This window comes from Bacillus sp. EE-W1 (assembly GCF_009760835.1).
GTDB lineage: Bacteria > Bacillota > Bacilli > Bacillales > Bacillaceae_G > Bacillus_A > Bacillus_A wiedmannii.
In genome coordinates, this window is the sequence record NZ_WIPE01000108.1 from 1 (window position 1) to 23,645 (window position 23,645).

22 protein-coding genes, 3 pseudogenes and 1 other annotated feature are annotated in these 23,645 nt (G+C 34.7%); of the genes and pseudogenes, 14 read left to right on the forward strand and 11 right to left on the reverse strand.

Going from position 1 to position 23,645, the window contains the following annotated elements:
* From GFJ36_RS25780 to GFJ36_RS25790, 3 genes and pseudogenes are all read right to left on the reverse strand, one after another.
* Positions 1-416: pseudogene (locus GFJ36_RS25780) on the reverse strand (hypothetical protein); the annotation flags it as partial.
* 129 nt (positions 417-545) lie between these two features.
* Complete coding sequence (gene yidC, locus GFJ36_RS25785; protein WP_157349782.1) at positions 546-1,328, reverse strand: membrane protein insertase YidC; 783 nt, start codon at positions 1,326-1,328, stop codon at positions 546-548.
* A 28-nt stretch (positions 1,329-1,356) separates the two neighbouring features.
* A complete protein-coding gene (locus tag GFJ36_RS25790; RefSeq protein ID WP_000394932.1) occupies positions 1,357-1,641 on the reverse strand; it encodes a hypothetical protein in 285 nt (94 codons plus the stop codon).
* A gap of 276 nt (positions 1,642-1,917) precedes the next feature.
* Here GFJ36_RS25790 and GFJ36_RS25795 point away from each other — a divergent pair, with 276 nt between their 5' ends.
* The gene (locus GFJ36_RS25795; RefSeq protein WP_000530033.1) at positions 1,918-2,811 is read left to right on the forward strand and encodes a YitT family protein; all 894 of its coding nucleotides are present in this window, start codon (positions 1,918-1,920) and stop codon (positions 2,809-2,811) included.
* A gap of 110 nt (positions 2,812-2,921) precedes the next feature.
* On the opposite strand, the gene GFJ36_RS25800 is transcribed toward GFJ36_RS25795, so the two are convergent.
* Positions 2,922-3,443 (reverse strand): GNAT family N-acetyltransferase, encoded by a 522-nt coding sequence (locus tag GFJ36_RS25800; protein WP_088064748.1) that lies wholly within the window; start codon positions 3,441-3,443, stop codon positions 2,922-2,924.
* Between the two features lie 452 nt (positions 3,444-3,895).
* On the opposite strand from GFJ36_RS25800, the gene GFJ36_RS25805 reads away from it, so the two are divergent.
* A complete protein-coding gene (locus tag GFJ36_RS25805) occupies positions 3,896-4,282 on the forward strand; it encodes a DUF3938 domain-containing protein (RefSeq protein ID WP_001077775.1) in 387 nt (128 codons plus the stop codon).
* A 258-nt stretch (positions 4,283-4,540) separates the two neighbouring features.
* Here the strand turns inward: GFJ36_RS25805 and GFJ36_RS25810 are convergent, their stop codons facing one another.
* The 4 genes from GFJ36_RS25810 to GFJ36_RS25825 form a co-directional block, all read right to left on the reverse strand.
* Positions 4,541-4,681: a DUF3985 family protein gene (locus tag GFJ36_RS25810; RefSeq protein ID WP_000404783.1), complete on the reverse strand. Its 141-nt coding sequence runs from the start codon at positions 4,679-4,681 to the stop codon at positions 4,541-4,543.
* Between the two features lie 96 nt (positions 4,682-4,777).
* On the reverse strand, positions 4,778-5,860 hold the full coding sequence (locus GFJ36_RS25815; protein ID WP_098082244.1) for a site-2 protease family protein: 1,083 nt from the start codon (positions 5,858-5,860) through the stop codon (positions 4,778-4,780).
* A 12-nt stretch (positions 5,861-5,872) separates the two neighbouring features.
* Entirely contained in the window at positions 5,873-6,580 is a 708-nt protein-coding gene (locus tag GFJ36_RS25820) for a DUF3169 family protein (protein ID WP_088064750.1), read from the reverse strand.
* Positions 6,570-6,791 carry a helix-turn-helix transcriptional regulator gene (locus GFJ36_RS25825; protein ID WP_087981953.1) on the reverse strand — a complete coding sequence of 74 codons (222 nt, stop codon included), beginning with the start codon at positions 6,789-6,791 and terminating at the stop codon, positions 6,570-6,572. Before GFJ36_RS25825 ends, GFJ36_RS25820 begins: the two co-directional genes overlap by 11 nt.
* A gap of 163 nt (positions 6,792-6,954) precedes the next feature.
* Between GFJ36_RS25825 and GFJ36_RS25830 the strand changes: the two genes are divergently transcribed.
* Entirely contained in the window at positions 6,955-7,749 is a 795-nt protein-coding gene (locus tag GFJ36_RS25830) for a hypothetical protein (protein ID WP_097889589.1), read from the forward strand.
* Between the two features lie 55 nt (positions 7,750-7,804).
* On the opposite strand, the gene GFJ36_RS25835 is transcribed toward GFJ36_RS25830, so the two are convergent.
* Positions 7,805-8,419 carry a DedA family protein gene (locus GFJ36_RS25835; protein ID WP_087981957.1) on the reverse strand — a complete coding sequence of 205 codons (615 nt, stop codon included), beginning with the start codon at positions 8,417-8,419 and terminating at the stop codon, positions 7,805-7,807.
* A gap of 414 nt (positions 8,420-8,833) precedes the next feature.
* Between GFJ36_RS25835 and GFJ36_RS25840 the strand changes: the two genes are divergently transcribed.
* The 5 genes from GFJ36_RS25840 (at position 8,834) to GFJ36_RS25860 (ending at position 13,261) form a co-directional block, all read left to right on the forward strand.
* Positions 8,834-9,277, forward strand: coding sequence for a DUF3978 family protein (locus GFJ36_RS25840; RefSeq protein ID WP_000388758.1), 444 nt, complete (start codon positions 8,834-8,836; stop codon positions 9,275-9,277).
* A gap of 30 nt (positions 9,278-9,307) precedes the next feature.
* Entirely contained in the window at positions 9,308-9,769 is a 462-nt protein-coding gene (locus GFJ36_RS25845; RefSeq protein ID WP_000735054.1) for a L,D-transpeptidase, read from the forward strand.
* Between the two features lie 364 nt (positions 9,770-10,133).
* Positions 10,134-10,799 (forward strand): response regulator transcription factor, encoded by a 666-nt coding sequence (locus GFJ36_RS25850; protein WP_000148835.1) that lies wholly within the window; start codon positions 10,134-10,136, stop codon positions 10,797-10,799.
* A complete protein-coding gene (locus GFJ36_RS25855; RefSeq protein WP_097889588.1) occupies positions 10,777-12,219 on the forward strand; it encodes a sensor histidine kinase in 1,443 nt (480 codons plus the stop codon). Before GFJ36_RS25850 ends, GFJ36_RS25855 begins: the two co-directional genes overlap by 23 nt.
* 139 nt (positions 12,220-12,358) lie before the next feature.
* Positions 12,359-13,261 carry an EamA family transporter gene (locus GFJ36_RS25860; protein ID WP_087981962.1) on the forward strand — a complete coding sequence of 301 codons (903 nt, stop codon included), beginning with the start codon at positions 12,359-12,361 and terminating at the stop codon, positions 13,259-13,261.
* Positions 13,262-13,302: 41 nt separating this feature from the next.
* Here GFJ36_RS25860 and GFJ36_RS25865 read toward each other — a convergent pair.
* Positions 13,303-13,497, reverse strand: a pseudogene (locus tag GFJ36_RS25865) (methionine--tRNA ligase); the annotation flags it as partial.
* A gap of 408 nt (positions 13,498-13,905) precedes the next feature.
* On the opposite strand from GFJ36_RS25865, the gene GFJ36_RS25870 reads away from it, so the two are divergent.
* Together GFJ36_RS25870 and GFJ36_RS25875 are read left to right on the forward strand one after the other, a co-directional pair.
* The gene (locus GFJ36_RS25870) at positions 13,906-14,307 is read left to right on the forward strand and encodes a BlaI/MecI/CopY family transcriptional regulator (RefSeq protein ID WP_087981966.1); all 402 of its coding nucleotides are present in this window, start codon (positions 13,906-13,908) and stop codon (positions 14,305-14,307) included.
* Positions 14,307-16,229, forward strand: a complete 1,923-nt coding sequence (locus GFJ36_RS25875) for a M56 family metallopeptidase (RefSeq protein WP_087981968.1) — start codon at positions 14,307-14,309, stop codon at positions 16,227-16,229. The genes GFJ36_RS25870 and GFJ36_RS25875 overlap by 1 nt, the downstream gene beginning before the upstream one ends.
* A gap of 224 nt (positions 16,230-16,453) precedes the next feature.
* Here GFJ36_RS25875 and metG read toward each other — a convergent pair.
* A pseudogene (metG, locus tag GFJ36_RS25880) lies at positions 16,454-17,902 on the reverse strand (methionine--tRNA ligase); the annotation flags it as partial.
* Positions 17,903-17,953: 51 nt separating this feature from the next.
* Positions 17,954-18,224 (reverse strand) — a binding site (T-box leader).
* Between the two features lie 114 nt (positions 18,225-18,338).
* Between metG and GFJ36_RS25885 the strand changes: the two are divergent.
* The 4 genes from GFJ36_RS25885 to GFJ36_RS25900 all read left to right on the forward strand — a co-directional run bounded on the left by GFJ36_RS25885 (position 18,339) and on the right by GFJ36_RS25900 (position 23,615).
* Positions 18,339-19,157: a class I SAM-dependent methyltransferase gene (locus GFJ36_RS25885; RefSeq protein ID WP_087981970.1), complete on the forward strand. Its 819-nt coding sequence runs from the start codon at positions 18,339-18,341 to the stop codon at positions 19,155-19,157.
* A gap of 411 nt (positions 19,158-19,568) precedes the next feature.
* Positions 19,569-21,263, forward strand: a complete 1,695-nt coding sequence (locus GFJ36_RS25890) for a methyl-accepting chemotaxis protein (protein ID WP_097889587.1) — start codon at positions 19,569-19,571, stop codon at positions 21,261-21,263.
* Positions 21,264-21,488: 225 nt separating this feature from the next.
* Positions 21,489-23,180, forward strand: a complete 1,692-nt coding sequence (locus GFJ36_RS25895) for a methyl-accepting chemotaxis protein (RefSeq protein ID WP_157349783.1) — start codon at positions 21,489-21,491, stop codon at positions 23,178-23,180.
* A 117-nt stretch (positions 23,181-23,297) separates the two neighbouring features.
* A complete protein-coding gene (locus tag GFJ36_RS25900; protein ID WP_000082523.1) occupies positions 23,298-23,615 on the forward strand; it encodes a metal-sulfur cluster assembly factor in 318 nt (105 codons plus the stop codon).
* The last annotated feature ends 30 nt before the right edge of the window (positions 23,616-23,645 follow it).

The following is a 23,645-nucleotide window of genomic DNA, read 5'->3' on the forward strand; positions in this document are numbered from 1 at the left end:
GTTGCTTCGTCTAAGTTAGCAAACATGTCTCCATGCTTACCCTTCTCTGGGAACTTCACGCCTAGCTTTGTTAATTCTTCTTTTGCTTGTTCACGTGTTAATTTACCGGATTTCTCTTGCTCTAAAATTGATTTCGCTTTTTCTTTTGTTTGATCATCTAATCCCGCAAACATATCTTTACGTTTTTCTTTCTCTGGAAGCTTTACACCTAACTCCTTCAACTGTTTCTTTGTATCGTCCATAATCGTTTTTACTTTTTGTTTTGTAGCGTCATCTAAATCTTTTTTCGCCGTTTTTGTAGACTGCTCAGCTGCTTGAGTATTCGTTGCCGCGAATGCCGGAATACCGACTCCTCCAATGATTCCAAATGATAAAGCACCTGCAATCGCTAAATACCCAACTGTTTTCTTCTTCATAGGAAATTTCCTCCTTCATATTTCTAAAGCATGTACACTTTCGTATACAATTCCTATAGTAATGTCGGTTTCTTAACATTTCCTTAACGACTTAACAAAAAAACGCCGCTCATCCCGAGCGGCGTTTTTCTAAGCTTTTTGTAATTGTAATTCTTCACGTTCCATTATTCTTCTTAATACAATTGTTTGTGTCATTGTAAATAAATTACCCGTTATCCAGTACAACACAAGTCCTGATGGCGCCGCAAATCCCATAAATAAAATCATTGCTGGCATCATAATTTGCTGCACTTTCAGCATCTGTACTTGTTCTCCAGGTGTAATATTAGATTGGAAAACTTTCATCTGAATAAATGTCGTTAACGCTGCGATAATCGGTAATATATGATAAGGATCTGCATGTCCTAAGTTCACCCATAAAAATGACGATGTGCGAATCTCTTCTGTTCGGCTAATCGCATAATACAAAGCAGAGAAAATCGGCATTTGTATGAATAGTGGCCAGCAACCAGCTAGTGGATTCCAACCGCCTGATTTCATTAGTTCCGACATTTCCTTTTGATACTGCTTTTGTTTTTCAAGATCTTTACCCACATCACCGTATTTTTGTTTCAGCTTCTGCAGTTCAGGTTGCATTTTCTTCATTTTCGCTTGACTACGATATTGTGAAACAGCTAATGGAATCATGGCTGAACGAATAACGAGCGTCATAATAATGATAGCAATCCCGAAGCTAGCTCCTGGTATGTGATGAGCAACAAATTGAATCATAAACGAGATTGGATATACGAAATAATGATCCCAAATTCCCGTACTATGTGCATCAATTGGGGCTGCATTACTGCAACCAGATAAAACAAAAACAAGTAATAATGATAAACTAACGAGCACAGCTCGGTATGATTTTAACATGTTCATTCCTCCAATGTTTCGTAATTATTTAGCGAAACATTGGTGTATACGGACCGACCTCGTCATTCTCTTCACTGGATTCTTGTCTGCGCACAGAACGAATCATTCCATATTTATAAAAAATAGAGAAAAGCGTTACATTACCAGTACCCTCTTCACACGTATTAACTAGTTTAAAAGCTCTTTGTCTACCGCTTGATGCTTGCTGACGCACAAAGCGAGAAACATTAGCAAGGAAGAAAACTTCTAATAAACAAAGTGCTGTCGTTACAAACGATATATATAGAATTGCATCCTGCAATAAAAATTCCATCGCTTCACATCCTTAATAAGGTCATTTTAGCACATTCAACAAACATTCTCTATTTCCTTTTATCGTCAAAAAAGTATTTTGCATATTTTCTCAAGAAAACTATGCTAAAAAACTAATGTATTCGCTTTCTTTAGTATATTCACACGTATCCTTGTATAGGTTTAATTTGTTAGAAATTTATAAAATTTTCGCATTATAATAAAACTATTGCCAGTTTTTGAAAAAACCTTTATTCTCTTCTTGTAATCAAAAATGAATATGGAGATGAAACATACTATGGGTCAACTAGGAGACGCCGATTACGTTCCCGACACCGCCTTTTTATCCTTCCCAGCAGCTAAAACATTTCACTTAGAATTTATCATACAGTTGGTTGTTATTTTCGTAGCCTCTATTTTGTATGCAATTTCTATGAATATGTTCTTTATCCCGCATAACATGATTAGCGGTGGCTTCGCTGGTGTAGGGATGATTATCGGTTATTTAATGCACTACAATATCGGTGCACTTATCTTTTTACTAAACATTCCTCTTCTTATTTTAAGTCACTTTTACTTAGGCAAGAAGACAACCTTTTTAACAGCGTACTTTGTAGCTATATCATCGTTAGCGATGAACATTATCCCTGTACACCAAGTTTCAGACGATATTTTACTGTCTTCTGTATTTGGTGGTGTAATCTGCGGAGCAGCTTCCGGAATCATATTCCGATTTGCTTCTTCAACAGGTGGCTTTGATGTTGTTGGATTGATTGTAGCGAAACATCGAGATATTTCAATTGGAGCAATCATCTTTGGATTCAACTTAATCTTACTTGTTGCAGCAGGATTTATTTTCGGATGGGATATTACGCTTTATACGTTAATTAGCCGGTTTGTAGTCAGCAAAGTTATCGATGCTGTGCATACGAAACATATTAAATTAACGATAATGACAGTTACAGAAAAAGGTGAGGAAATAAAAAGCGCACTATTGCATCACGGCATACGCGGGGTGACAATGGTAGATGCTGTCGGCGGCTATACAAACCATAAGAAAAAAATGATTTACACTGTCGTGACTCGCTATGAGTTAGGCGAAATGAAACGTATTATCCGTCAAGTGGATAACAAAGCATTCATGAACATTACTGAAACAGTTGAAATTGTCGGCCGTTTCAAACGCATATAAAAAAGGTTAATACATGAAAGGGCATAACATATTAGTCATATATAATATGTTATGCCCTTTGTTATTCAACTAACGCACCCTTTAGCATAATAAAATCACGAAGTTTATTACTACAAATCGGAGGATAGCATTCCGTATACAATACTATCTGTCCATTCATTTTTACTCCAAAAATCTTGTATGAAATGGGCTTCCTTTCTCATGCCTATTCGTTCACACAATTTTTGTGAAGCTGTATTACGTGCATCAAGATTAGCTTGTATACGATGTACATAAAATTCATTAAATAATTTAAATACCAAACTACTTACTGCTTCTGTTGCCAAACCTCTCCCAGCTACTTCATTTGAAAAACTATAACCAATCTCAACAGTGTCTTTCATATTTGTGTACCATACGGATAAATCACCAACTACTTTAGTCTTGTATATAACTGCCAAACTTAATATTGATTCTTCAGTAAGTACATTGTTTGCTAGCTTCTTATTAAATCTTTTCTGCATGTCTTCATGAGTCCACTTATTATGTAATAGGAACTTACATGTATCATCATTATTATAAATAGCAAATACATCCTGTAAATCAGTACTCTTAAAAGGTCTAATTATTAATCTTTCTGTTGTGATCTCCAAGTTAGCTCTCCTCCCTTACATTCATGCAACAAAACATTTTTTATAGTATGTAAGCCTCCTTCTTAGATCTCACCTTGATTACATATTTCATCATAATAAATTAAAATCCTTCTTCCACTAAACCGCATTGTTAGTGGTATTTCCTTGCGATTTTTATTTTTTACACTTATTACAAAATCAGATAATTCTATTATTGTGGCCCTAAATGTGTTATAATGAAAGCAGACTCACAAAAAAAGAGTATATAGACTTGGAAGTTTCTCTTATTTTTACAAGCAAAAAGAAACGAGCAGTCGGGTATATTTCAGACACCATACACGTAACGGTTTAAACAACCGATCACTCTTCAATGATCTTTTTATAAAAAGATACGTACAACTAAAACTCACTTCAATATACTATACCTACCTTTTTGACTTCCAAATCATCTTATTACATAAGGAGATGAACATATGAATCAATATATAAGATACACAATAGCTGTCCTGTTTGCTATTATCGGCGGAACGATCTGCTTCTGGACAAACACTCAGCTAGGAGAGAATATCATTTTTAATGGAATCGAAACCCTTGTAAGCGCTTCAATTTTAGGTGGATACATTTACTTCCTCTTCAATCCAGAAGAAAATGCGCAAAAAACAATGTTATTAACAATGATTGGAATCGTTGGCGGATGTATTTCCTACTCAATGACTAACTATACATTACCACTTCAATTAAGCTCAGCTTTCTTCCACGGTCTATGGACTTGGTTCATTGCATTCTGCCTAGCAGACGTATTCAACCTTTTACAAGACAATGAAGAAGAAAACGGTCGCCAAATTGAAAGTAACTCGTAAGCTGGAAGATACTCTTCCAGCTTTTTTGTTTTGTTACTCTTTCCTGTTCATACTCCATCACTAAAATAAAAAGAAGCTACCCCCACGGCAACTTCTTTTCCACATACCCCATTCAGTATTCACTAAAATATATCAACGATTTTTCAAATATATCGATCGTTTCTCCACTTATATCAACGATTTTTTCATTATATCGACGTTTCGACACAGGTTATCGACTTACCGACACCCTTCGACACTCAAAACGCACAACATACCCTATCCCCCAAGCAATTTACTGCCGAACTCTACGATTAAAAAGATAACTAATAGGATCGCGAGTATCTTTAATGCTACATATGCTACTTTAAAAACAGCATAAATAAGCAAGACTATTAAAATAATCGTTAAAATTTCCATCTAGAATTCCTCCAAGCTTTGCTCTGCTTATCTTATTTTACTCGCCACAGACTTTTTATGGAACGGCATAAGACGACATAGAAAAAAGAGGATACCTTATCCATCGTAAGATACCCTCTCTTTCAACTGCTCAAACCATTCTCTCTCTAATTGTAAATATCCTATTTCACTCTTCTCGGCACTCTTTAATTCTTTGTCTGCTTTCCTCATATAAGTGTGGGACGCTTCCATATCGCCCTCTAAATATTTAACAATTCCTTGTGTGCGATAATACCCATGTAAGTCCACTTTTGTAATGGCCTTCCCATGTTCCTTCGCTTCTTGCAGAGAAAGACTATCCATCTGATAAAGAGCTTTATATAAAAGATACCAACTATGAAAACTACTAACGAAATATTTATTTTCTTTCGTGACAGAAAGTTGGGCAACTTGTTCTACATATAGTATTGCTCTTTCCATTCCCTTTTGATCCGATCGGGCAAGGAAAACGAGCATAAGTCCGCTCATGATCTCTCTTATATTTTTATTTTCTTTTATTTTATCTTCGCTAAGTTCTACTAATCTCTTATCCCAATCTTTCGGCCTCTTATAACTAAATAACTCACTCGATACTTGAATGTTATATACATGCTGCTTCGCCTTTTCATCATCTTTAATTAAAATAAGAAATTGCATACCATCGCTCATAAGCGTTCCTTTTATCGGCGCGATTGTAACCGCAAAAATTATAAAATGGAAAACAGAAAAATATAAAAGATATTGATAATAACTCACCATGTATATGTAACCAAAAGTAATACCAAATAGTAAACTTGTAATTGGTCCACCTAAAGTCATCCATGCCCATTTTTTTGAAAGGTTAGGTGTTACTATAGAAGGCGGTATTAACATTGCCACGCCTCCGAAGTACGCCCATAATTTATTTTCTCGAATGCGTACTTTTCCCTTCTCTTTTTGAACAGTAATAGGCCCTACTGTCATAAATTTAAATGTCAAACCACCTATTACGCCGAATACGACATGTCCTAACTCATGAATGATTACCACTGCCAGAAAAATCCCCAATAATGCCCATATATTCAACATTGTTTCTAATTTCCCAGTTCGGATCACTCCGTATAAAATGGACAGAATGAGCGCCACTGTCAGTGAACCAGCTGGCCTTCTTAAAATATCCACCTTTTTCTCCCCTTAATAAATCATTTTTCTATGCATTTCGTACATGAATTTTCCGAGATGCAATATCCAAATAAATGAGATTAGGCCAATTAATACAAAATCGATATCACTAGCCGCTGTATATATAACGGCAGCCCACCATACATATGCTAATATTGTATTCGTAAATTCATACGCTTTATATCCAGCCTCATGCACAATGTGCTTTAATCCCTCATCTGCATTTTTCGTCCACATTTTCATAGATTCCATATATGTTACACCTTGTTCAGGATATAGCTTATTATAACGATTCTTTGTTATGAGCCCGATAACCACTACAATAGTTAAACAGACGATAGAAGCTACTAAATTCCACACTGCAAATGAAACATTTGTATCCTGCAACAGTGCACGTCTACATGTAATAACTGCATATACAAACCATGCTTGCGTAACTATATCACCTACACGTAAATATATACTTATAATGCCTAATTTTCTTCCTTGTACGCTCTCTTCTTCATCGCGTGCCTCCGCTAACATACGTGTATTCTTCCAAGTGTAGTACATCATTACGATTCCAAAAATAGTACATACACCTATAAATGTATTAGATGATAATTTTCTCGGTTCATCCGAGAGTAAATTTAAAGCTATATAAGATGTTAAAAAGCCACCCATCATACTTAATGCTATTTTCCCCACAACATCAAATTGTTTTTTTCGATTACTCTTCATCTCCATCTTCCCCCTCCACTAACGCAAATATTTCCTCCACCGGTACGTTGAAAATTTGTGCGATTTTTAGCGACAATACAATAGATGGTGCATAATCCCCGCGCTCAATTAAACTAATCGTTTGCCGTGATGATCCAATCGCTTTCCCTAAATCCCCTTGTGATAAACGATGCTTTGCTCGCAATTCCCTCACTCGATTTTGAAGCTTCATGTCTTCCCTCTTTTTCATTTATTTAATTAAAATTGTAAATAATATCCTTATTTTTGTCAATTATAATTGTCATTACGACTATAATAATTGACAAAAATAAAGATGTATTATGATGAAAATAACTTATATAATGAATGTGAAATATTAACAAAGGAGGTTCCATATGAAGAAAACATCTACCTTTTCTTACGTTCTTACTAAGCTTACAGCAGCTTTATTATTATTATTATTACTTATTAGCACGCTTCTCTTAACAACTAGTCAACAAACATTATATAGTTTCTTAGCTGGATTACGAGAACTACTTTATGTTCCCTTCGCTCCTATTCTTGCGGCGTATGCAATTTTTTGTTCTATTTGCATCGATAAATTGAAATTAAAAACATATACAAGACTGAAGACATTATGCCTTTATATTTTTTGCGGCTATTTATTTTCTCTTCCATTCCTAATATTTAAAGAAGCTAGTCTAATACAGTTCTTGTTTCTCGGATCAATTGGAGCAGTGTGTTCTCTTTTTTTCTACTTATGTGCAGTTATAGCAACAAAACTTAAGTGGATACAATATGTCGTGCCAGGCATTATGCTTATTATATTTATCACAATCAACTTTATCGATCTAGAAAAGGTTGGAACATCAAAAGAACAATGGGTCGAAACAAAAACAGAAAACTCTTTCGAAGCATCTTTTCAACATTTTAGTGGTGAACATAAAGTCCCCATTGAACTAAAACGAGGTGACATATTAGAATTTACCATTGAATCACGAGCTGAAAATCCGGATGGCTACATGGGAGCCGTAAAAATGGCTAGTGAGTTTCAAGAGGAAGAAAATTATTTAGCTTCAAACGGTCCTAATACATACCAATTTGCAGCAATTAAGACGGGAACGTATTACATTATAGTTAATGGCAATAAGTTAAAAGGAAAGTTGAGAATAGATTGGAATATAAAATAAAAAGGCAGTGCATCTGCACTGCCTTCCTAAATTCTGACATAGAATGGATTCCATATTAACTTGCGTTTTGTAACAATACTCGTTTTAGCTGTTTGCGGAAACGTATTCCTAACGTAATTGCTACGATAACGAAAACTCCAACAATGATTTTACCGATATGATCTTCTAGCACTCCAAAAATATCATGTAAGTTGCCACCTAACCAATAACCACCGATTAAGAAGAATGATACCCAAAATAGAGCACCTGAGTAAATTGTAATCGCAAAACGACGGAATGGTAAGTTAATAATTCCTGCAAAATATCCTGTAAAATGACGTACACCAGGAATAAAGAAGCCGATAAAAATAAGGAAGTATCCATACTTATCAAACCACATTCTTGTTAAGTCGATTTTTCTTTGTGTTAAAAATACGTATTTCCCATACTTTTGAATAAAGGGCATACCTAATTTATTTCCTAAAAAGTATTGAATTGTCATTCCTACACTTGTCCCAATAAAGGATAGGATAATTAAAATCGGTAAACTTAAATCGCCCTTCTGTGCTAAAAACCCCGCATATGCTAACGTTGGCTCTCCCGGAAACGGAAGTGCAATATATTCTAACAGCAAACCAACAAGTACAACATAGTACCCGTATTGCTGAAATAATTCATGAATCCATTCCATGTCATCTCTCCTTTCAATCACGTACAACTTCTTACTATTATTGTATAAAAAAATTGTCGAAATAACTATCACAATAGCTTACATTTTTATTACATTTTTGTAAGACTCACACTAAAGTTTTCTGTTCATTATTTGCTGCTATCCATTATCGTTTTAAAATAAGCTAACAACTATATATCAGACGACACAAGGGCATTAATATGCATTTTTCATCCAGTTTTTAACACTTAGAAATCACCTTATTTTGTTCTCAATAAAAAACCACCACAAACTCATACTAACTTCATATTAGCTTCATATACGTATTGTAAGATTATATCGGAATTTGTTGAAAAATTTAACTAATATATGACTAAGCATTAAATTGAATAAATATAAGTAGTTTTTCGAAATTGAAAAAAGGGTGAATAAGAAATGGAAGCTTATAAAATGCATGATTTTATTAATACAAATGTTGAATCTCATCAAAATGAAACCGTTTTTAATTTACACATATGTGAAACAAGTGAATTTGACGTAAGTTTAACAAAATCTACAACACTGTCTTTTATCGTTTCAAAAAAGAACATTAAGATTGTTACGAAAAAATGGATTAATTCAAATCAAGAAAGCATGATTGGTAAAAGCTACATCATTCCAACGAAAGCTTTCCACTACTTCTTACCAATTATTTCTGAAACTGAAGATGAGCTAAATATTCAAGTTCAAAGTTTTGGACTACATGGTGAACTTTTACTAAATGAAAGATTACTTATTGATAAAAACAACAAACAAAATCCAAAGATTACTACGTTCTTTGAAACATTAGATGAAAATGTAAATAAAGTATTACGAGGATTGCAAATTCATTGTATGTAAGACTATTACAATAGGAAAAAGGAGAATATAATGAAAAAACTATTATTAAGCGCACTATTATCATTAGGATTTTTAACTATTCCATTCACAAATGCTGAGGCAGCTACAACAAACGATCAGCTTATCGTGAACACACAGTTAAATAAAATGGATTATTATCAAAACGGACAATTTATAAAGAGTTTTACTGTCGCTACTGGAAAAGCAGCCACACCTACGCCTAAAGGTACTTTTCAAATCGTTAATAAAATTAAAAACCGTCCTTACTATACAGGAAAAATTAAAGGCGGCGATCCACGTAATCCACTTGGTGACCGTTGGCTCGGATTAAACATGGCAGGAACTTACGGAACAACTTATGCGATTCATGGTACTAACAATAATCAAGCAATCGGCAAATGGACAACACTTGGTTGTATTCGTATGTATAACAATGATATACACTGGTTATTTGAGCGTATTCAGCAGCAAGCTACCGTCACTGTAAAATAACCTAAAAACAAGATTTATGTGTAGCCAAGAATTTTATATCTTGGCTTATTTTATTTATTCATTTACAGTAGCAAAACAACTGTATTTACATATATAATAAGAATAGGTTTCGTTAAGCAATATCAAAACATTGATAAACATGGATATTAAAATTATACAGTTATAATATTTTATAAATTTTACAATACATACTATAATAGAACTAATGTAATTCTGAAATATTCAGTTTCTCTAAACCATTCCCCTTGCTACTTTCATGATGACTTTATAGCGGGGGCTTATTATATGTATAAACAATTTGAGTTATCCAAAAAATGATGAATTCGAATATTGCAGTAAAAAGCGTTATTTAGGAGGTGTTACTATGACGCATATACTGGTGATTGAAGACAACCCAGATATACAAGAACTGATTCGTGAATTTCTAATGGCACAAAACTTTACTGTTGATGTCGTTGGCGCTGGAACAGAAGGTATTCTTCTTTTCCAAAAAAATTCATACGATCTTGTCCTCCTTGATGTGATGTTACCAGATATAGATGGCTATAGTATTTGTAAAATTATGCGAGGACAATCTGATGTACCGATCATTATGTTAACAGGCTTACATAATGAAGAAAGTGAAATTAAAGGATTTGAGTTAGGTATTGATGACTATATTACGAAACCGTTCCATTACACCGTATTTATTAAACGTGTAGAGGCTGTATTAAGAAGGGCAGCAACGAAGGAAGCAGAAGCTGCAACTATACTACAATTCCATGAATTGATGTTAAATTCTACAGCCTATGCCGCTTATGTTCATGGTAATCAAATTGAATTAACAACAAAAGAATTTGAAATTTTATATACTTTACTGCAAAATCGGGGAAAAGTATTATCAAGAAGTGATTTGCTGAATAAGGTATGGGGCTATGAACATTATGGTGATGTAAGAGTTATAGATACACATATTAAAAACTTAAGAAAAAAATTAGGGATTCCTTATATTAAAACGGTGAAAGGCATTGGCTACAAAATCGAATCGTAGCACAGACAACATCACCAAAAATATTTTCATCAAAACCTTATTATTTTGTATTCTTTTATCACTTTGTCTTTATCAAATTATTTACTTCCTAGCTTCAAACTACGATAAAGAACGTTTTGCAAAAGAAAATGGAGCGCTGTCTACAGAACAAGCGGATTCAGACAAACAAAACGACCAAAGTAAAACGAATCAAAATAAAGCTGTATCACAGGGAGACATTTTTAATTTCCAATCTTCTATTATAGATTATAAATCACTCTCTACAGCTATCAATCATCTTTTGCAGCCTAGCCAAACTGCAAAAGCAAAAGAACATAAACAAAGTAGTACGGGGAAAAATAGCACTTCTGCTCCACTTACAGAGATGGAAAAGCAAGTCGCTACTAATGATGCCTTACATAAACAAAATGCAGCAAGTAAAACACATGATGCACAAGATAATCCAAAATTAACAGATGTACTGCAGCAATTAGCTCCACATATTGGCGCGACAATGCTTGCATTATCTTTACTCGGATCTTTAATTTATACAAAACTAATTGCCAAACCTTTTCAATTTATGAGCGATGCTTTAAAAGATATTATGAATCTTGATTTCTCAGATAAAAAGCTACTTAACAAAAATACAGACCAAACTGATTTTAATTTACAAGTAGCTGCTTCACAGGTCCCAAATATCGTGAAGAATTTACATGCAAGCAATCAAGATTTAAGAAACGAGCTCAAGAGAGAACAACAATTAGAACAATCTCGTAAAGAATTTATGTCTATGGTATCCCATGAATTAAAAACACCAATCGCAGCCGTTATGGGACAACTAGATGGCATGATTCACGGAATTGGAGCTTATAAAGATAGAGATAAATATTTAAAACGTTCCTATGAAATGATGCAAGATATTAACATATTAACGGAAAAAATGTCGGAATTATCCAAAATACAAAACCCTCAATTTAAACCTGATTTAAAAGTTATCTCATTAACCACTATTATTGAGGATGTTATGAAGAAAGTAGATTACTTTGTATCTGTAAAGCAATTAAATGTTCAATCTAACATTAAGCAAGATGTACAAATTTTAGCTGACCCTAAATTTATTCAAACTGCTATTTTTAACATTATTTCAAATGCAATTCATTACACAATTGACCATCAGCATGTATATATAAAGCTTTATGAAAAGCCAAACGGTTACGCATTAGAAGTACTAAATACAGGTTCACAAATAGATGAAGATAAACTTGCCCATTTATTTGAACCATTCTATCGCGCAAACCCTGACAAACACGGCTTAGTACAAGGTAGTGGTCTTGGGTTATACATTGTAAAACAAATACTAGATAAGCATCAGTTTCCTTATGGGATACAAAACACGCCTCAAGGTGTAAAATGCTCCATTGTATTTCCAAAAGCAATGTAAAAACCTACTACAATTTCATACCCCAAATTCATACTTCGTATGAGTGGCGGAATTTTGTAGAGTGTCTTACTCTGTTTCGTTCGCCCGTTGTCCTTATTTGGATAGCGGGCGTTTTTTATTATTTAAAAGGAGGATTTTCATGGAAAAATTTAAGTATTCATTACTTGTTTTATTCGGAGCATGTAGCTACGGCGTACTTTCAACTATTTTCAAACTCGGATTCATTGATGGATTTTCAGCACATCAACTATTAGGAGGACAATATGTCTTCGGATGGATCGGGCTTCTTCTGCTCGTTCTTTTCGTTTCACGTCATAAAGTAACAAAAAAGCAATTCTTTTCCTTACTAACAGTTGGCACAACAATGAGTATGACTGGTATCTTCTACGCTATTTCTGTAGAAGAACTACCAGCATCTATCGCTGTTGTCCTACTCTTCCAGTTCACATGGATTGGTGTCGTTATAGAAGCAATCGCTAATCAAACATTACCAAGCCGTGAGAAAGTTATATCCATCATTATTTTATTTACTGGAACATTGTTTGCAGGCGGTGTCTTTGAAGGTCTCGGACAAAACTTTTCCACGAAAGGTATTATCTTTGGTTTATTAGCCGCTGTCTCTTTTTCATTCTATGTTTTTGCAAGTGGGCGTGTTGCTACAGAAGTTCCGCCTTATACGAAAAGCTTTCTTATGACAACAAGCGCTACTCTTATCGTATGCCTATTCTTCCCGCCAACCTTTTTAACGGATGGTACCCTGCAAGCCGGTCTTTGGAAATACGCTTTCTTCCTCGGATTGTTCGGTGTTGTCGTACCTGTCATTTGTTTTTCAATTGGTGTACCGAAAGTAGGAACAGGACTTAGTACAATACTAGGAGCAGCTGAATTACCAACGGCCATTATCGCTTCTATTACACTTGTACATGAAGTCGTAACCTTCATGCAGTGGATTGGGATACTCTTTATACTACTTGGAATTTTTACTCCTCAGCTGCTTACCGCTAGGAAAGAAAAGAAACATAGTAGCGTGCATAGTGCGTAACAAAAGACCTTTCATGTATTTGAAAGGTCTTTTTCTCTATCTCACTTTACCGCTCCATATAGCTTTTCTATTTCATGCTCAATTTGTTTTACATCAATTCGTTCAAATAGTGGCTGCACACTATTAATTCTATTCGGCAACGTATTTTCAGGCTCCCAATTTCGGTTCACAATCGATAATGTATTTCTAACTCTTTCACTTGAGAATGGTAAAAACGGTTCAAGGAGATTTGTGTACAAAGACATGAAAGTAGGAACTTATTTTATAGTGAAAAATGCTGAATTATCTACTGATACATTTCATTTAGTACCCACTTTCCTGTCCATATATCGAGACAAGAAAATGGGTACTTTTTTAAACAAAGACACCAAAGTGGAAACTTTGTAAAAATAGCAAATACTAAATAGATGTGAAGTTAAAATCCAGTTCTATATTAGTAACAAAAATATTCATGAAGGATTTACTTTCTTGTCTCATTAGCAGGACATGAGAGTCTAAACTTCTTTTAATTTTTTTCATTCTTATCTTGATAGGTATAGAAAAGGATTCCACAAACACCAAACAAACTTGACAACAAGAGATTACAAGCGTAATATTCAATTGCGGATTACAAACGTAATCAAAGGAGGGTGTAATTTAAACTAATGAAAGAATTACCTAAAATTTCGGAAGCTGAATTAGAAGTAATGAAAGAATTGTGGTCAAAATCTCCACAAACAGCAAATGAAGTAATTGAAGCGTTGGAGGTAAAAATGGATTGGAAACCGAAAACGATTCGAACACTGATTAATCGATTAGTTCACAAAGAAGCAGTGGCTTATCATCAAGATAAAGGGCGTTTGTACTCTTATTATCCTTTGGTATCGCAAGATAGTTATTTACAAGTAGAAACGAAATCTTTACTTAAACGTTTCTATGGTGCAGCATTTAAACCTTTACTTGTAAATTTCTTAAAAGAAGAGAAGCTGTCTTCAGAAGATATTAACGAACTTAAACGTATTCTGGATGAGAAAACTGAGGAAAATCAGAGGAAGGATAGATTATAGTGATAGAAAAATTTATAAATATCTATCTACCTGCTTTTTTTGACTGGATGATTGAGACTTCCATTATGGCCAGTATATTAGTGGGCCTAATCTTGTGTATCAAGGTCTTGTTTAGAAATAAGTTAACTCCACGTTGGCAATATATGCTATGGATCATATTAATTATAAGACTTGTATTACCTTGGTCGCCAGATAGTTCCTATAGTATCTATTCTGTTCTTACTTACAAGAATGATGATGCATTCATTTCTAGGGGAAATCCTGTAGCTAAGTTTCTTACAAAAGAGAGTACGCAAGAATTAAAAGGTATAGACGATACAAAGGTTCACACAAAAGAAGATACTTATACCTCAAGTTCAACAAAAACTGTTCAGGCAAACAAGACACAAGCAGGTATTAATGAAAAGCAGGAAGATGAGACAATTTCTTTCTATACAATCTGTATGTATATTTGGCTTACTGGCGTTATCCTTCTAAGTGTTGCTACTTTTATAATGAATAGGCGTGTATTACTTTACATAAAAAAACAACCTGTTATTACAGACGAGAAGATTGTCCAGATTTTTGAAAAGTGTAAGCAATCTATGTCTATTCAACGGAATATCCCTCTATTTGTATCTGGAAAGGTTTCCAGTCCAACAGTGTTTGGATTTATTCGTCCCAAGTTGCTATTGTCAACTGTACATATGAAAATATTAGATGAGCAACAGTTACGATATATTTTTTATCATGAATTGGCTCATATCAAGCGAAGAGATGTTGGTGTGAACTGGCTTATGCATGGCTTACTCATTTTAAATTGGTTTAATCCAATTCTATGGTATGCCTACTCATGTATGCGGGAAGATCAAGAACTAGCATGTGATGCATTAGCTCTTACATGTATAGATGCAGAGGAACAAATTGCGTATGGACATACTATTATTAGTCTATTGGAACACTACTCAAGTTATTATCAAGTACCAAGTATAGCAAATTTTAGTAAAAACAAGAGAGCGTTAAAAAGGAGAATTCTAATGATTAAAAAATTCCAAAAAAAATCATATCGTTGGTCTGCGATAGGGGCTGTGGCAATTATTGTCGTTTCATCTGTATCCTTATTAAACGCCCGTGCTGATAAGCCGACTAGCCCTGAGAAACAACAAATAGAAGTGAAAAATAATATAAAGGAATTAAAAACACAATCCGATATTCCTATACAGCAAATTGTAGAAAAAATGATTGGTACAAAAGAACAGGCAGATGCAGAATTTTTTGTTTCAGAGGGAGAGTATAATACTTTACTTAAAGAAGTTGGTTTGGCGCAAAATCTGTTTACAAAAGAAGAATTTAAACGATTTATTGATTTAGAAACAGAAGCATATACTTTGGGTAAAAAAGTAAAGTTAGTAGGAAGTCCTGAAAAGTTAGATTCAGAAGAACAAAAAAAATATCAGAAAAACAGTGAAGAAATTGGACCATTTAGACAGAAAATCACTTCGGAATTTGGATTAACTAAAAAGGAAGCACAGAAATATGTTGATTTTCCAATTAAGACCCCAAGTTATGTGGTAAAAGGGTTTAAATTAACTGGAGAAGGTGTTACAACACCGATGACTACTGGAAAAATGAATCCCGATTTTATTTATGAATATCAAAATGAAAGTAAAGATAATGTATATATTGTGCACCAATCTGCAGTTACTGATGATGCAAAAGAATTCTCGAATAAAAGAGCGGAGTATAATGAAAAGGTAACAAATTATGAATTAGAAGGTACAAAAATAACCTTAGTTGAAAGTCTTGATACAGAGGAAACCTATAAAGCAATGCAAATGATTGTTCCTGCAAAAGGAAAGAATAGCGCTTATCAAGTCTTTATTATTGCAGGTGATTTAAGTAAAGAAGAAACAGAGAAAATTATGCTGTCCTTTCTAAAATAATAATAGAGTCTCAGAATTCCGTTTAAATAGACTAAACTAAGAAGAGGGTATTATGTTTAATTTATGAGCATATATCCTCTTTTTCTTATACATATTAGATTAGTAATACATATATTGAAAATCATGATAATGATACACGTAGTTATATATAACTGAAGCAACTCCTTTATATAAAAGTACCCACTTTCTTGTCTAAAAAGTATCCATTTTCATGTCTTTGTACAATTTGCAAAATTAGCGATAAGATACACACAGTTATAAATCGTTTCTTCGCATGAAACTGGAACATCTTCCCTTTGTTTCCAAGGCTGCCTCTCATCAAAGTATTTATTTGCAAAACGTACTGCATCAAATATTGTTTCTAACCCCACTTTAAATTTAGTTTGCTCAATTGATTCTCCTACATTTATATATAATCCTTCTACCTTCTCTTTCAGCTCTTCATTAATAATTCCATTCGGTACAATACCATCATAATACTTTTCAATAAACTTTAATGTCCGGTTCACAAAGTTTCCGTATGCACCTAACAATTCACTATTATGACTGTAAATGAATTCACGCCATGAAAAATCAGTATCACGATTTTCTGGTGCATTTACTGTTAAAAAGTAACGAATAGAATCTGGATTGTAACGTTCTAATATGTCAGGCACCCATACTGCCCAGTTTTTACTCGTAGATAACTTTCTTTTTTCAACTGTTAAATATTCATTCGAAACGATATGACGAGGAATGGCTCCTTCTCCTATTCCAAGCAATATCGCTGGCCAAATGATGGAATGAAACGGAATATTATCCTTTCCGTGTACATAATATGTTTTCGCTTCTTTATCCCAAAACTCTTGATCATCTTTCCCTGTTTCTTCAGCCCAATGTCTACTCGCCGAATAATATCCTGTCACTGCTTCAATCCATACGTAAATTTTTTTATCTTCATACCCTTCTACTGGAATTGGTACCCCAATTGGTAAATCACGTGACACAGCCCTATCTAGTAATCCTTCCTTTACATACCTTTCTGTTAGCTGAATCGCATTGTCACGCCATGTTCCTTCTTGTTTTGCGATTTCTACTGCCTCTTTAATTTGTTCCTGAAATGTATGCAATGCAAAATAGAAATGCTCTGTTTCCTGCACGGATGGCGTACTACCACATAACTTACATTTCTTTTCTAGCAAATTGAGTGGATCTAAAATAGCTGAACACGCATCGCATTGATCTCCTCTTGCTGCTTCATGGCAATATGGACAAATGCCTTCTACATAACGATCAGGTAAAAACTGCGTACACGTTTCACAATACGCTTGTTCCACTGTTTTTTTATAAATATAACCTTCTTCTAATAAACGTAAAAAGACATTTTGAACCGTTTCATGATGGTGCTCACTATCTGTACGTGTATAGCAATCATAAGTAAAACCAAGGCTACGAAAACATCGCTGGAACTCTTCATGATACTTATCAGCAATTTCCTTCGCCGTCACACCTTCTTGTTTTGCCCTAATTGCAATCGGTGTTCCATTACAATCACTTCCCGAAACATACAACACATTCTCACCTTTTGCCCGGTAATAACGTGCTAAAATATCTCCAGGTAACAAACTCGCAATATGTCCAAGATGTAACGAACCATTTGCATACGGCCAAGCGCCTCCAATAAAAATACTCATCTTACATTCCTCCTTTTAAATATAAAAAAGCCCCACCCTTATCTTAAAAAAGATAAGGGCGGGGCTGTATAAACAGTCGCGGTACCACCTTATTTCGCCAATTACTCACATAATTAGCCTTAACAAGTACGGAGCTATATGCTCTTATACTGTGGTTTTGATAACGAGTACCAACTCTCGTCGCCGCCTACTATTATCATTTGATAAGTTCAGGACGAAGCTCAAAGGCCATTGTTCAAATGAATATTCTTGCTTCTTCTCAGCTACCGAAGCTCTCTGGAAAGAATGGTTTCATCCTACTTTTCCTTTTCAACGCTTTTATATAGAACACGTATTTTACGATTTAATCACAGAAAAATCAAACTTTTATTCAGAAAGAAAAGGAAATCCTATCCTCTCATAGAATAACTATACGTTCACAAAAGGAGTGATACGATTGAATCAAAAACAACTAAGCACACGTAATGAAAAAAGCTGGAATGCAGCTGCTTATGAAGCTTGGACGAATCGCCACGGGGCACCAGCCGATTATGCGAAAAAGCTTATGAAAGATCCCGTACGCGAGGTAGATCACTATTTACCTTACATACAATCTCCAAAAGGAAAACATATTATTAATTTACTCGGGTCAAAAGGCAATAAAGCCGTTGCTCTCGCTCTTTTAGGAGCTGACGTAACAGTTGTTGATATTTCGGCAAGTAATGCAAAATATGCAAATGAACTTGCGGAAGCAGCAGGTGTCTCTATCCAGTATGTCGTTTCTGATGTACTAAATGTGCAGCTCTCCGAATCATTTGATATCGTATTACTGGAACTTGGTGTACTCCATTACTTTCTAGATTTAAAACCGCTCTTTCAAAAAATTGCTACCTTGCTTAAAGGATATGGAACGCTTATCCTTCGTGACTATCATCCTGTTTACACGAAATTATTAGGAGTAGACCACCCATCATTTCGGGCCAATGGAAATTATTTCGATGAAGAATTGATTGAAGATGATGTTGCTTATAGCATCCTTCTTACAGAAGCGCAGAAAGAATCATTACCTAAAACAACCATCCGTCGCTGGACGCTAGGAGAAATTATTACAACACTTGCGGAAGAACATTTTAAAATTGAAAAACTAGTTGAAGAACACGGGTCTCATCAAAGGTGGGTCTTCCCTCCTACTGCACCGGAAGAAATTGAAGATCGTGTGCCTGGTTTATATACATTAATTGCGACAGCATGCAAAAAAGGATCCCTTCACGGATAGGATCCTTTTTGCATGCTCACGCATATAAGTTGAGGTTGGAGATTACCATAATTCTGTAGAATAGGACACAAGATATTTCAACATTTCGTCTCTGACTTACGTCGTCAAAAAGGGGTATGACCAACATAACGAAGAGTAATGTTACAGTTGATACTGATAATCGTTATCAACTAATTAGAAGTATACATGATGTTATTTCAAATTACAATAGCATTTCTCATTTTTATTTATGAACTTTTTGATATACAAATGTATACATTTTAAGAACATTTACTCATATTAATCTGCCATCTTCCATTATCTGCTATAATTTTCATTGAACAGATTAATAACTTCATAATGATGTTTTTATTAATGCCGTTCTTAACATTTATAAATCATAATAAATAGTTTTTAAAGGCAGGGGTAACGATGAAATATGTTAGTATTCGCAAAAAACTACTGTTCACACTCTTAAGCATTTCTTCTTTATTTAGTATTGCTCTTATTGTTATTCTTTCATTCGCTATGAACCAAGCAAGCGAAATTGAAACGTTAAAAAATGATGTATCAAAACGAGCAACAATTTTAAAAGAACGTGGTGATTGGTTCCAAGCACAAGTTGCCGGTTTACAAGAATATTTACTGTCACATGATCAAAAAGGATTGGATAAATTCAACCGAGAAGGAAAAAAACTTGCTGATACTAGAGAGAAAGTAACAAGTGATAAAAAACTCCCAGAAGGAATGAAAGAAGCGATTTTAATGGGAGCAAAATGGCGAAGCGTCATAGATAATGAAGTCCTCCCTCTCGCTCGCGAAGGAAAATGGAACGAAGCATCCAAAATCGCTTTAGCTCAAACCGATTATGTAAACGATCTTTTAAGTCGTTTTACTAAATATGCAAATGAAGAAAATGATAAACGTGACGCATTAATTGCTGACGTAGAGTCTTCTTCATCTCTTATTCAATATATTATTTTCTTCTCACTCATTACATGTACGTTAACATCTATTTTATTAGCATGGTGGTTCTCTGGTAAACTCGTTAAACCGATACGACAAATTGATGAGAAATTAAAAGAATTAGCTTCTCAAGACGGCGATTTAACTGCTAGATTACACGTAACGAGTAAAGATGAAATTGGTGATATCGCCAATTCCTTTAATCAAATGCTCGCTAACTTACAACGTATCATAAAACAAGTGCAACAAACATCCACAAGTGTAAAAGAAGCGTCTGAAAATGTGTTTATCGAAACCACTGCTTCTATGGAAAATACAGCAAAAACCGAAGAAACTATGAATGCTCTTGCGTATAATATTCGTTCACAAGTTTCAAGCATCGAAGAAAGTTCAACTGCAATGGACGATATGACAACGAGTGTTCAGCGTATTGCAGAATCTGCCTCCTCTGTTGCTAGCCTAGCTGTTACAACTTCAGAAAAAGCAGATAGTGGGAATAAAGTCATTGAGAAATCTATTACACAAATGCATACAATTAACGAAGCTGTTAACGCTACATCACAAGTAGTAGAGCGACTCATTACACATACAAATCATATTGATACTGCACTTCAATCCATTTCTAATATCGCGGAACAAACGAATTTACTCGCTTTAAATGCTTCAATTGAAGCAGCACGTGCTGGCGAACACGGAAAAGGATTCGCCGTTGTTGCCGATGAAGTACGAAAACTTGCTGAACAATCTCAGCTAGCAGCAACTGACATTAACCATTTACTTCATCAAATTCAAGCAGATACAAAAATAGCAAATGAAATGATGACACAAGGTCAGTCAGAGGCTTCGGAAGGAATTACAGTCATTCGCACCGCTGGATCTTCATTCTCGGAAATTGTTAACCACATTAACAAAGTCTCTACACAAATGCAAGAAATGTCTGCAACTGCTGAAGAAATGGCCGCAAGTTCAGAAGAAATGAATGCTGCTTTAAATAACATCGCCTCTATTTCAAATGAAGTTGCCGCCGAAACATCACAAACAGCAACTTCAGCTGGTGACCAAGTAAACAAAATGAGTGTCGTCGCTAAAAAGGCGTCTGAAATGAAATCGACTGTACAAGAACTTGAAGTTCTCGTTTCTCATTTCAAAACAAACGTTTAAAGCGAAACTTTCATTTATACTTCTAACAGCTACAAACTATTAAAAAGAGGGATTTACAATCTCTCTTTTTTTACTTTAAAATATCTCTTTCTATCTCTCATTCCGTCTGCTATAATTCCTAGAGGAAAGAAGAAAGCTTTATTCCAGATGGAGTAAAGCTTTCTTTCGATTTTTTACATTAATTAATTCTAATACTAAGATTTCACAAAGGAGGCTTTTTATCATATGAATTTTATTAGCATTCGAAAAAAACTAATGTTCATGATGGGAACGATTTGCGCTTTATTTGGCATCGCCTTAGCTTTTATTTTATTTTTTGCTATTGACCAATCTCGTAAAGCTGAAACATTACAAAAAGAAATTTCTCCTCTGGCAACAGAATTGAAAGAGCGTGGAGACGCTTATCAAGTACAACTTTCTGCTTTAAGAGGTTATTTACTACAACACGATCAAGTAGAATTAGACAAGTTTAACGAGATGAGTAAACGTCTGGAGGATTCAAAAGATAAACTTCTTTCTAATCCAAATATTTCTCAATCCGTGAAAGATACAATGAATTTAGGGTCCACTTGGAGAAAATTTATTGAAGAAAAAGTCTTCACCCTTGCAAAAGAACAAAAGTGGGAAGAAGCTTTACAAGTAGCTTCTACAGAGAATGGCTCTGTTTATAAAGTAATTGGTGACTTCACAAATTATAGTAATGAACAAGCTAAGTTACGTGATCAATCTATCAAAAAAATTGATCAATCTTCACTACAAATTGAATATGTTGTCTTCTTATCACTTGTTATTTGTATTATCGTAGCTATCATTCTTGCATGGTGGTTCTCTGGTAAACTTGTAAAACCAATTCAACAAATTGATAGTAAACTAAAAGAATTATCATCTCAAGAAGGTGACTTAACAGCCCGCCTACAAGTAAATAGCAATGATGAGATTGGTACAATCGCAACATCATTTAATAAAATGTTAGAAAATCTACAACATATTATCAATCGTGTTCAAAAAACATCCGTAGAAGTACAAAACGCTTCTGAAAATATGCTAGAAAAGACGAATATATCACGCGAGGCAACAATAAGAGTTCAAAGCTCGATGTCTAACTTAAATGCAAATATTCAATCGCAAGCCTCTAGTATGGAAGAAAGCTCAACTGCAATGGACGATATGACATTAAGCGTTCAGCGTATTGCTGAATCTGCTTCATCTGTAACTGAACTTGCTGTAACTACATCTGAACAGGCTAACGATGGAAGTTCAGTTATTCAAAAATCTGTTTCACAAATGACAACGATACACGACGCGGTAAATGCTACGTCAGAAGTGGTTGAACGTCTAATCACTCACACGAAATATATTGATACAGCTGTTCAATCTATTTCTAATATCGCAGAACAAACAAACTTACTTGCTTTAAATGCATCTATCGAAGCAGCTCGTGCTGGCGAACAAGGAAAAGGTTTCGCTGTCGTAGCTGACGAAGTTCGAAAACTTGCTGAACAATCTAAAACAGCGGCAACAGATATTAACCAACTACTACATCAAATTCAACAAGACACTGAAACTGCGAGCTCTATGATGTCCCAAGGCCGTTCGGAAGCATTTGAAGGCATTCATGTCATTCGTGAAGCTGGAAATTCTTTCACAACGATTGTAGAACAAGTAAATAAAGTATCTACTCAAATGCAAGACATCTCAGCAACTGCTGAAGAAATGGCTGCAAGCGCTGAAGAAATGAACGCTTCACTGAATAACATCGCTTCTATTTCGACTGAAGTATCTAGTGAAACAGCGGCAACAGCACAATCTGCTGAGCAAAAGGTCATTACGATGAATGAGATGACTGTAACTGCTAGACAAATGAAACAAACAGTTCAAGAATTAGATCAACTCGTATCTCATTTCAAAACTGAATAGCTTTCAAAAAATATTCCTCTTTCAAGAGGAATATTTTTTTGAGCTCATTCCCTGCATATTATATATATATCCGTTATAATGAGAATCGATATCATTAATATGTAGGGGGTGCTACACATGTCACAACAAGCATTTGAAGAAAAGTTATATGCAAACTTAGAAGCTGTTATTGATCCTGAACTAGGTGTTGATATTGTTAATCTTGGATTAGTTTATGACGTTACAGCAGATGAAAATAATAATGCTGTCATTACGATGACGATGACTTCTATCGGTTGTCCAATGGCTGGGCAAATTGTATCAGACGTAAAAAAGGTATTATCAACGAACGTACCTGAAGTCAATGAAATAGAAGTAAATGTCGTTTGGAATCCGCCTTGGTCTAAAGAACGCATGTCACGTATGGCAAAAATCGCATTAGGTATTCGCGACTAAATAAAGTGAAACTTTAATCAGTGAGGGTTT